The organism is Acinetobacter sp. BY419 (assembly GCF_019038395.1).
Classification (GTDB): Bacteria; Pseudomonadota; Gammaproteobacteria; order Pseudomonadales; family Moraxellaceae; genus Acinetobacter.
The window spans coordinates 163,788-172,237 of sequence record NZ_JAGFXZ010000001.1 but is presented as its reverse complement, the minus strand read 5'-3'; the positions used below and the strand labels follow the sequence as shown (position 1 = coordinate 172,237).

The 8,450-nt window shown below is 44.9% G+C and carries 6 protein-coding genes and 2 rRNA genes; 5 read left to right on the top strand and 3 right to left on the bottom strand.

Translation table 11 applies throughout. The features are described from left to right. From KUG37_RS00820 to KUG37_RS00800, 5 genes are all read left to right on the top strand, one after another. Positions 1-94, top strand: a 23S ribosomal RNA gene (locus tag KUG37_RS00820); the annotation flags it as partial. Positions 95-291: 197 nt separating this feature from the next. Further along, a 5S ribosomal RNA gene (rrf, locus tag KUG37_RS00815) occupies positions 292-406 on the top strand. Positions 407-548: 142 nt separating this feature from the next. After that, a complete protein-coding gene (locus KUG37_RS00810) occupies positions 549-1,742 on the top strand; it encodes an MFS transporter (RefSeq protein ID WP_216936147.1) in 1,194 nt (397 codons plus the stop codon). Positions 1,743-1,967: 225 nt separating this feature from the next. Then, positions 1,968-4,379 carry a YgiQ family radical SAM protein gene (locus tag KUG37_RS00805; RefSeq protein ID WP_216940087.1) on the top strand — a complete coding sequence of 804 codons (2,412 nt, stop codon included), beginning with the start codon at positions 1,968-1,970 and terminating at the stop codon, positions 4,377-4,379. Positions 4,380-4,778: 399 nt separating this feature from the next. Further along, entirely contained in the window at positions 4,779-5,327 is a 549-nt protein-coding gene (locus KUG37_RS00800; protein ID WP_216936142.1) for a hypothetical protein, read from the top strand. 59 nt (positions 5,328-5,386) lie between these two features. Here the strand turns inward: KUG37_RS00800 and KUG37_RS00795 are convergent, their stop codons facing one another. The 3 genes from KUG37_RS00795 to dinB all read right to left on the bottom strand — a co-directional run bounded on the left by KUG37_RS00795 (position 5,387) and on the right by dinB (position 8,321). Continuing rightward, a complete protein-coding gene (locus KUG37_RS00795) occupies positions 5,387-5,743 on the bottom strand; it encodes a RidA family protein (RefSeq protein WP_216940085.1) in 357 nt (118 codons plus the stop codon). Positions 5,744-5,747: 4 nt separating this feature from the next. Then, positions 5,748-7,043 (bottom strand): shikimate transporter, encoded by a 1,296-nt coding sequence (gene shiA / locus KUG37_RS00790; protein WP_216936149.1) that lies wholly within the window; start codon positions 7,041-7,043, stop codon positions 5,748-5,750. 222 nt (positions 7,044-7,265) lie between these two features. Then, positions 7,266-8,321, bottom strand: coding sequence for a DNA polymerase IV (gene dinB / locus KUG37_RS00785; protein ID WP_216936139.1), 1,056 nt, complete (start codon positions 8,319-8,321; stop codon positions 7,266-7,268). Between the last annotated feature and the right edge of the window lie 129 nt (positions 8,322-8,450).

Below are 8,450 nucleotides of genomic sequence, written 5' to 3'. Positions count from 1 at the left end.
GAGCCGTTGAAGACTACGACGTTGATAGGTTGGATGTGGAAGTGCAGCGATGCATGAAGCTGACCAATACTAATTGCTCGTGAGGCTTGACTATACAACACCCAAACAGTTGTTGTATGAAGCTCGATTGATTCATCACTGATCGAAAGGTCAGCGAAAAACTTGATTCAGAAGCCCGTTAGTAAGACAATATTCAACTCAGATATAGCGGTTAATGTATTCTATTTGGTACCAAGTAAGGCCTACATCAAATGATGTCAATAAGACCCGAACAAGTCCATAAACAGTTGTGCTGGCGACAATAGCAAGAGTGAACCACCTGATCCCTTCCCGAACTCAGAAGTGAAACCTCTTTGCGCTGATGGTAGTGTGGGGTTACCCATGTGAGAGTAAGTCATCGCCAGCTCATTATTCGAAACACCCCCTGTCTAAAGACAGGGGGTGTTTTTTTTATGCGTGTAGAAAAGCTCTGTGGTCCATGGTTCAGATTGGATCCTCACATAAAAAATGAGCGAAAGGCGTATACTGGATCCATCTAAGGAGCGGATATGTCCTCAAAATCATCTTCTAGTCATATTGAATATGGTACTACCGCATTTAAAGCAGTAATTTTTTCCTTGTTTCTTGCCGGCTTTGCCATTTTCTCGTCTTTGTATTGCATACAGCCGATGATGCCCATCTTGGCAGATTATTTTCAGGTCAGTCCGACGCAAAGCAGTTTCCCATTATCCTTGTCTACCATTGCCTTAGCCATTGGTTTGCTATTTACCGGACTGATCTCGGATCGTTTTGGACGTAAGCCGGTTATGGTCTGGTCCCTGGCATTGATTGCAATTTTGTTAATGCTCAGTTCTATACTGCCCATCTGGTCGGTATTTTTATGGATTCGGATCTTGATTGGCCTTTGTGTCAGTGGGGTGGCTGCAGTCGCCATGACCTATATCGGGGAAGAAATAGCTGAAAAAGATATCGGTTTCGCCATGGGCTTATATATTTCTGGCACAGCCATTGGCGGTATGGGAGGGCGTTTCATTGCCGGAGTTTTGGTGGATTTTATCTCCTGGCAATCTGCTACTCTGATTATTGGTATTTTAAATGTCTGTATTGCAGTATTATTTTATTATCTGCTGCCAGCATCACAACATTTTAAAGCCTATCCGATCAAGCTTAACCGTTTTAAAAACTCATTTAGGCAAAACCTGGCCGATCCGAAACTTCAGATTTTATTTCTGCAAGGTTTTATCTTGATGGGCTGCTTTGTCTCGATATTTAATTATCTCAGCTATCGTTTGCTTCAGGCACCTTTTGAATTATCACAGGCCTGGATCGGTTTAATCTCGGTGACATATTTGGCCGGTATTTATAGCTCCCCCCGAGCGGCGCATTGGGGGAGGCATTACGGTAAATTCAGGACATTGGCAGTAATGATTCTGATGATGCTTGTTGGATTAACGCTCATGCTGATCAATCAGCTGGCCCTCGTCTTTATCGGATTACTGATTTTCACTTTTTCTTTTTTTGCCGCGCATTCTACAGCAAGTAGCTGGGTGTCGATTCAGTCGCTACAGTATCGGGCAGTCGGTTCTTCGCTATATTTATGCTGCTATTACCTCGGTTCCAGTGTGTTGGGCAGCTCGAGTGGACTGGTCTGGGAAAATTATGGCTGGATCGGATTAACTGCATTTATTGCTTTACTCTTGCTCAGTGGTCTGGCATTCAGTTTCAGACTCCGCTCAAATTAGCAAATCGTGTTTAGATTTTTCCTATGAAATAAAGCCTATCCATTTATCTTACGGCCTATTTGCGATCTCACTTCTGCTGATGCATAGATTTTGGTCGGCTTAGTCTCTGATTTTGTATAAATTATAATCAAGCAAGCTGAGCCTAATTCATGGTAAAATAATCGGCTTTCATCTTTGATCTTATTTTTAGATCTCCTATCATCTGCCAGCCGAGAATTGCTAGCCATGTCTACTGCTTATACCATGCAGACTGCGCCAAAAGCGTTGTTTGATTACGACAAATATTGGGCGTCTTGTTTTGACCCTGCGCCTTTTTTGCCGATGTCACGCGAGGAAATGGATCAACTCGGTTGGGACAGCTGTGACTTTATTTTGATCTGTGGCGATGCCTATATTGATCACCCGTCTTTCTGTTCAGGCATTATTGGCCGTGTATTAGAAGCCCAAGGCTTTCGTGTCGGTATTATTGCGCAGCCAGACTGGACCAGCGTGGATGCGTTCCGCGTTTTGGGCAAACCGAATATTGCCTGGGGTGTAACCGCGGGCAACATGGATTCCATGATTAACCGCTATACCGCGGACCGTAAAATCCGTTCCGATGATGCCTATTCACCAGACAACCAGCCAAACAAACGTCCTGACCGTGCGGCAACCGTGTATTGCCAGCGTGTCCGTGAAGCGTATCCGGATGTGCCGGTGCTATTAGGTGGTATTGAAGCTTCTTTGCGTCGTATCGCACATTATGACTACTGGTCAGATAAAGTCCGTCGTTCAGTCTTGATGGATTCAAAAGCCGATCTTTTGATGTACGGCAATGGCGAACGCTCAATCACCGAAATTATGCATCGTCTGGCGCGTGGTGAAAAAATCCATGAGATTACCGATGTTCGCGGTACTGCATTTATTGTTAATAAACATAACCGTGCCTCTAAAGCCAAGTTTGTTGAAATTGCCTCAAATGATGTCGATGCAATAGGTCGTGTTGATCCAATCATTAACCCTTATGTGATGACTGAAGATCTGGAAGGCTGTGAAATTGAAAAGGGCAAAGATAGCCTGACTCAATATCAAGGTTTTCAAAAAGAAGCTGTAGCCAATCCGATTGTGCGTGCCGGCGATGAGCTAGATCCTGATACGCAAATTGTGCAACTGCAACCCGCTTCAAAAGCAATTAAACATAAATTGCCACCACGTGAACTGGCCGTAATTCGCTTGCCTGCATTTGAAGAAGTAGCTGAAGATCCAGTTTTATATGCTCATGCCAACCGAATTTTGCATCTGGAAACCAACCCGGGGAATGCCCGTGCCATGGTACAAAAGCATGGTGAACGTGATGTCTGGCTGAATGCACCGCCAATTCCGTTGACTACGGAAGAAATGGACTATGTATTTGACCTGCCTTATGCACGTCTGCCGCATCCTGCTTATGGCAATGCACGTTTTCCAGCGTTTGACATGATCAAGTTCTCGGTCAACATCATGCGTGGCTGTTTTGGTGGCTGTACTTTCTGTTCGATTACTGAACATGAAGGCCGTATTATCCAGAACCGTTCTGAAGAGTCGATTCTGCGTGAAGTCGAAAAAATCCGTGATACGGCGCCAGGCTTTACCGGGATTATTTCGGATTTGGGTGGCCCGACAGCGAACATGTACCGTTTGGCCTGTAAAGACCCTGAGATTGAGAAAAACTGTCGTAAGCCGTCGTGTGTATTTCCGGGTGTTTGTCAGAACCTGCATACCGATCATGCACCACTTACCCAGTTGTACCGTAAAGCGCGTTCTCTACCTGGTATTAAGAAGATTCTGATTGGTTCAGGTCTTCGTTATGACTTAGCGGTTTTAAACCCTGAATATGTTAAAGAACTGGTGACGCATCATGTTGGCGGTTACTTAAAAATTGCACCGGAACATACCGAGAAAGGTCCATTGTCCAAGATGATGAAACCAGGAATCGGAACCTATGATCGTTTCAAACAGATGTTTGACCGTTATAGTAAGGAAGCAGGCAAGGAGCAGTATCTGATTCCTTATTTCATCGCGGCGCATCCGGGTACCACCGATTACGACATGATGAATCTGGCGATCTGGCTGAAGAAAAATGGTTTCCGTGCCGATCAGGTACAGACCTTCTATCCATCACCGATGGCAACTGCTACCACGATGTATCACACCGGTAAGAACCCGCTGGCAAAAGTAGCGCGTTATACTGAAACTGTAGATGTTGTGAAGGGTGATAAACGTCGTCGTCTGCATAAAGCTTTCTTGCGCTACCATGATGCCAATAACTGGCCGTTGTTACGCGAAGCATTGAAAGAAATGGGACGTTCAGACCTGATTGGTAATTCAAAACAGCATTTGATTCCGACCTATCAGCCTGCGTCTAGTACGGAAGGCCAGTATCAGTCGGCACGTAAAAAGAATTCAACGGTTGCGGGTGATTCGCAAAAACGTACCGGTGAGCAGGGGAATCGTAGCAAGGCTGCAGCAGCTCAGTCCCGTCCTTCAAATACCAAGAAGCGTCCTGAGCGAGGTCAAATTCTGACCCAGCACACCGGTTTACCACCACGTGAAACGGGCGATACCAAAAAACCATTGGGTGGGCAGAAGCCTAAAGTTAAGTCAAAATCACGTGCATAATTAAGTTAATAAAAAGACACTTCGGTGTCTTTTTTTAGTGCTGGGGTAAAGTAACGTAGCTGAAGACTATAATTAAAAAATGTAAAAGGATGTATTATTTTCATTAAGTATTGCTAAAAAGTGATATAAAAATAACACTTTGTCGGAATTGTTCTGCAGTTGGGCAGATTTGTATTGCGACCAATTCCATGGATGTTTTAGAGTATATTATCAGGATTTTAAATCCACTTTCATTGGCATCGGGAAAGATGTCATTTTAGGTAACGCAAAATCGGATTTTGATACCAGTTGTATGGATATCTAAGCAGATTGGTTGTTTGACCTAATTAAAATAAAGCGCGGGTTTATACTGCACCACAATAAAACAAAAATGATTATAAGAATGCAAGGATTCTAGGCATGACCACCTATATTATGATTGGGAGTTTCCTGCTCTTCTGTGTCGTGCTCATGGCATGGAAAAGGCTCGGAAATAATTCCAAACCACAGGACAGCGCTTTAAAACAGCGTGCTATTTTTAACCTGAATGAGCAACTGACCTTCACTCGCCTGAGGGAAGTATTACCTGAATACATTATTTTGGCTCATGTTTCTTATGATGCTTTAATGACGACCAAATTTAACCGGACCCGTCACAAGTATCGAAACCTGACTGCAGATTTTGTGATTCTGGATCAACAGCACCAGATTATGGCTATTGTGGCTGTGGATGATCCTTTAATCTTAAAACGTCCACAGCAGACTGGTTTTCAGGATGCATTATTGACTATGGCAGGTTATCGGGTGATTCGTTACGATGATGTGCCGGAGTACTATCAGCTGCGACAGGACTTCCTGCATGAACAGACACAAACTGGTAAAGTGCCCAAACATACGGTCAGTGATGATCTGAAAAAGTATTATTTATATGCGGATTTAGAACGCAGTAAAATCAAAGTAGCGGGTTAAATCTCCAAAAAAAGCATGCCCAAGGCATGCTTTTTTTTATAAAACTCGATTTAGGGCCATTATTCAGGCTTGACTGCAACCACTGTCAGTTCGACCAAAACACGAGGGTCATAAAGTTTTGCCTCGACACAGGTACGAGGTAAGGCTTCGATATCAGCCACCCATGCATCCCAGACTTCATTAAATGCCGCATAATCTTTTTCAATATCTTTCAAATAGATGGTCACCGACATGATGTGACTTTTGTCTGTACCGGCATCTGCCAGAAACTGGTCAATAATATCTAAAGTTTGTTGGGTTTGACCTTTGATATCCAGCTCAACATCTGTGGCCAGTTGCCCGGCAAGATGAACCAGATTGCCTGAAATGGCAATTTCTGAAAAGCGCTTCGAGACATGCAAATGTTGAACTGTCATGATATTAATCCTGAGTTTTAGGCATCATGGCTGCGACCAATGCAGTCAGCAGACAACCCGCCGCCAGATAGATAGCTACATAATGCCATGAACCGTCTGCCCAAATCACCAGTGCAGCTGCAATAAATGGAGTAAATCCACCCCCAATAATGCTGGCGACCTGATAACCCACTCCGGCACCACTGTAGCGGTATTCTGTGCCAAACAGAGAGGTAAAAATGGGTTGATGGACACTGACCACCATGTCGTGTGCGACATTTGCCAATAAAATTGCGCCGACAATGATCATCCAGGTGTTTTGTGCATCGAGCGCCATAAAAAATGGAAAGGCCGAAATCGCACCAATCAAACCACCCCAGACACACATCGTTTTATGATTGAATTTATCCGCCAGCCAGGCAAAAAACGGGATACTGACACAGCTGATCGCACCGACCATCAGGGTGATATTCAGGAAGAACTGTTTGTCCATGCCGAGATGACGGGTGGAATAGCTCAGCGCAAAGTTGGTAACCAGATACATGGTTAGCAACTCAGTCAGGCGTAAGGCAATGATATAAAAGAAAGCTTTGGGATGTTTGCTGATCGCCTGCAAGATTGGCAGCTTCTGCAGCTGATGATCTGCTTTCACTACTTTTTCCACAAACTCTTGGGATTCATCCTGATCACGGCGAATCCACATCGCTACAGCCAAGAGTATGATGCTGGCCAGAAAGGGAATACGCCAGGCCCAGTCAGCAAAAGCCTGTTCGCCCAATGTCGCGATAATAATTGAAACTGCGCCGGTGGCTAACACCAGGCCGACACCATAGCCGACTTGAACGCCACTGCTATAAAAGGCTTTTTTACCTTGGGGCGCATTTTCAACTGCCATCAGGGCAGCGCCGCCCCATTCACCACCCACTGCAAAGCCTTGCAAGGCACGGCAGAAAACCAGCAGTACCGGGGCCCACCAGCCAATCGCTTCAAAGGTTGGCAGCAGACCAATCCCGACAGTGGAAATTCCCATCAGAATCACAGTCAGAACCAGCATTTTCTTGCGGCCGAGCTTGTCACCAAAGTGACCAAAGACCACACCACCTAGCGGACGAAATAGAAAGCCGACACCAAAAGTGGCCAGTGCCGCCAGGGTGCCCATATTCTCGCCAATACTGGGGAAAAACTGATCTTTAAAAATTAAGGCCGCAACAATGCCGTAAAGGAGAAAATCATACCAGTCGACAACAGCACCAACAAAACTAGACAGCGCAGCTTTACGTGCGCGTTGTTCTTGAACAACAGAAGAATTTACAGCGGACATGCAGGAGGGAATTCCATGAGTTACATCAGAGTTGCCCTGTAATATTCGGATTTGATCGTCACGCCAATCACAGGACAGTACGCTGAAAGTAAAGGTGATTTTCAGCATCTCAGCACATACATGGATAATGCATTGCGCAGATAGAGTACTCTAAAAAATCAAAATGTAAAAACAAAGTTGCCGTATTTTTAAACTGATGCTCAAAATATGAACAAAAACAGTTTAGAGCAGTAATAATTGGGTTTCAGTCTCGGGGGCACTGAGTTGGTACACGCCGACACCGATCAGCCGAAATTGCATCTGTGGGGCAATATGCAGATCATTAAGCAATAAGTCTAAAGCTTGGACTAATTCCTGCGGACTGCGCAGTAGCTGCTTAAAACTTTTACTGTGTTGCATCACATGAAAATTTTTGAGTTTTAATTTGACCGTAACGCCGCGAGCCGAAATCTGTTTCTTTTGCAAGCTTTGCCACAACTGTGCCACTAAAGGTTCCCAATAAGGACGACACTGATTTAAATAAAGGTCATCATCAAAGGTCGTTTCCTTGGAAATTTGCTGGCGTTCCCGTTCCACTTCGACCGGTCGTTCATCAATACCCTGGGCATATAAAAACAGACGTCGGCCATATTTGCCAAAATGCTGAATGAGTAAGGCTTCATCAATTTGCTGTAAATCACCCAAGGTATCCAGATTCAGACTTCTCAGTTTTTCCTGAGTGACTTTACCGACCCCAGGAATTTTTTTTAGTGGTAGGTCCTGAATAAAACGCTGTACTTGCGAAGGTTTAATGACACAAATACCATTTGGTTTGTGCCAGTCCGAGGCAATTTTGGCAAGAAACTTGTTGGGTGCCACACCCGCAGATGCAGTCAGTCTGGTCGCTTGAAAAATATCCTCCCGAATCCGCATGGCTACCTCGGTGGCACTCGGAATCTGCTGTAAATTTTCTGTGACATCCAGAAAGGCTTCATCTAGAGAAAGTGGCTCAATCAGGGAGGTATATTGCTGGAAGATTTGATGAATCTGTACCGATACCTGCCGGTATTTGCTAAAGTCCGGTTCAATCACGATGACCTGAGGACAGAGTTTGCGCACCTGTCCCATCGACATCGCAGAATGCAGGCCATATTCCCGTGCCGGATAGGAGGCAGCCGCCACCACTGCCCGAGGATGATGCGAGGCAATCACCACAGGCAGGTGTTTCAGTTCTGGACGTTCAAGCAGCTCGACCGAGGCATAAAAGGCATCCATATCGATATGAATAATTTTGCGCATAGCCAGTATCTTAAAGGGCTTTAACCGGATTGAAAAGAAACACAGCTACATTGAGTAAACAGGGCAGCTGTTCCGCTGAGTCTGGCTACTTTTTTATTATTTTAATCTTCCCCCCCTGCTATTTTTGCT

What these genes read in the sequence shown, in the direction of transcription:
- KUG37_RS00810 (WP_216936147.1), top strand. Translation starts at nt 549, where the DNA reads ATGTCCTCAAAATCATCTTCTAGTCATATTGAATATGGTACTACCGCA.
- KUG37_RS00805 (WP_216940087.1), top strand. Translation starts at nt 1,968, where the DNA reads ATGTCTACTGCTTATACCATGCAGACTGCGCCAAAAGCGTTGTTTGAT.
- KUG37_RS00800 (WP_216936142.1), top strand. Translation starts at nt 4,779, where the DNA reads ATGACCACCTATATTATGATTGGGAGTTTCCTGCTCTTCTGTGTCGTG.
- KUG37_RS00795 (WP_216940085.1), bottom strand. Translation starts at nt 5,743, where the DNA reads ATGACAGTTCAACATTTGCATGTCTCGAAGCGCTTTTCAGAAATTGCC.
- shiA (WP_216936149.1), bottom strand. Translation starts at nt 7,043, where the DNA reads ATGTCCGCTGTAAATTCTTCTGTTGTTCAAGAACAACGCGCACGTAAA.
- dinB (WP_216936139.1), bottom strand. Translation starts at nt 8,321, where the DNA reads ATGCGCAAAATTATTCATATCGATATGGATGCCTTTTATGCCTCGGTC.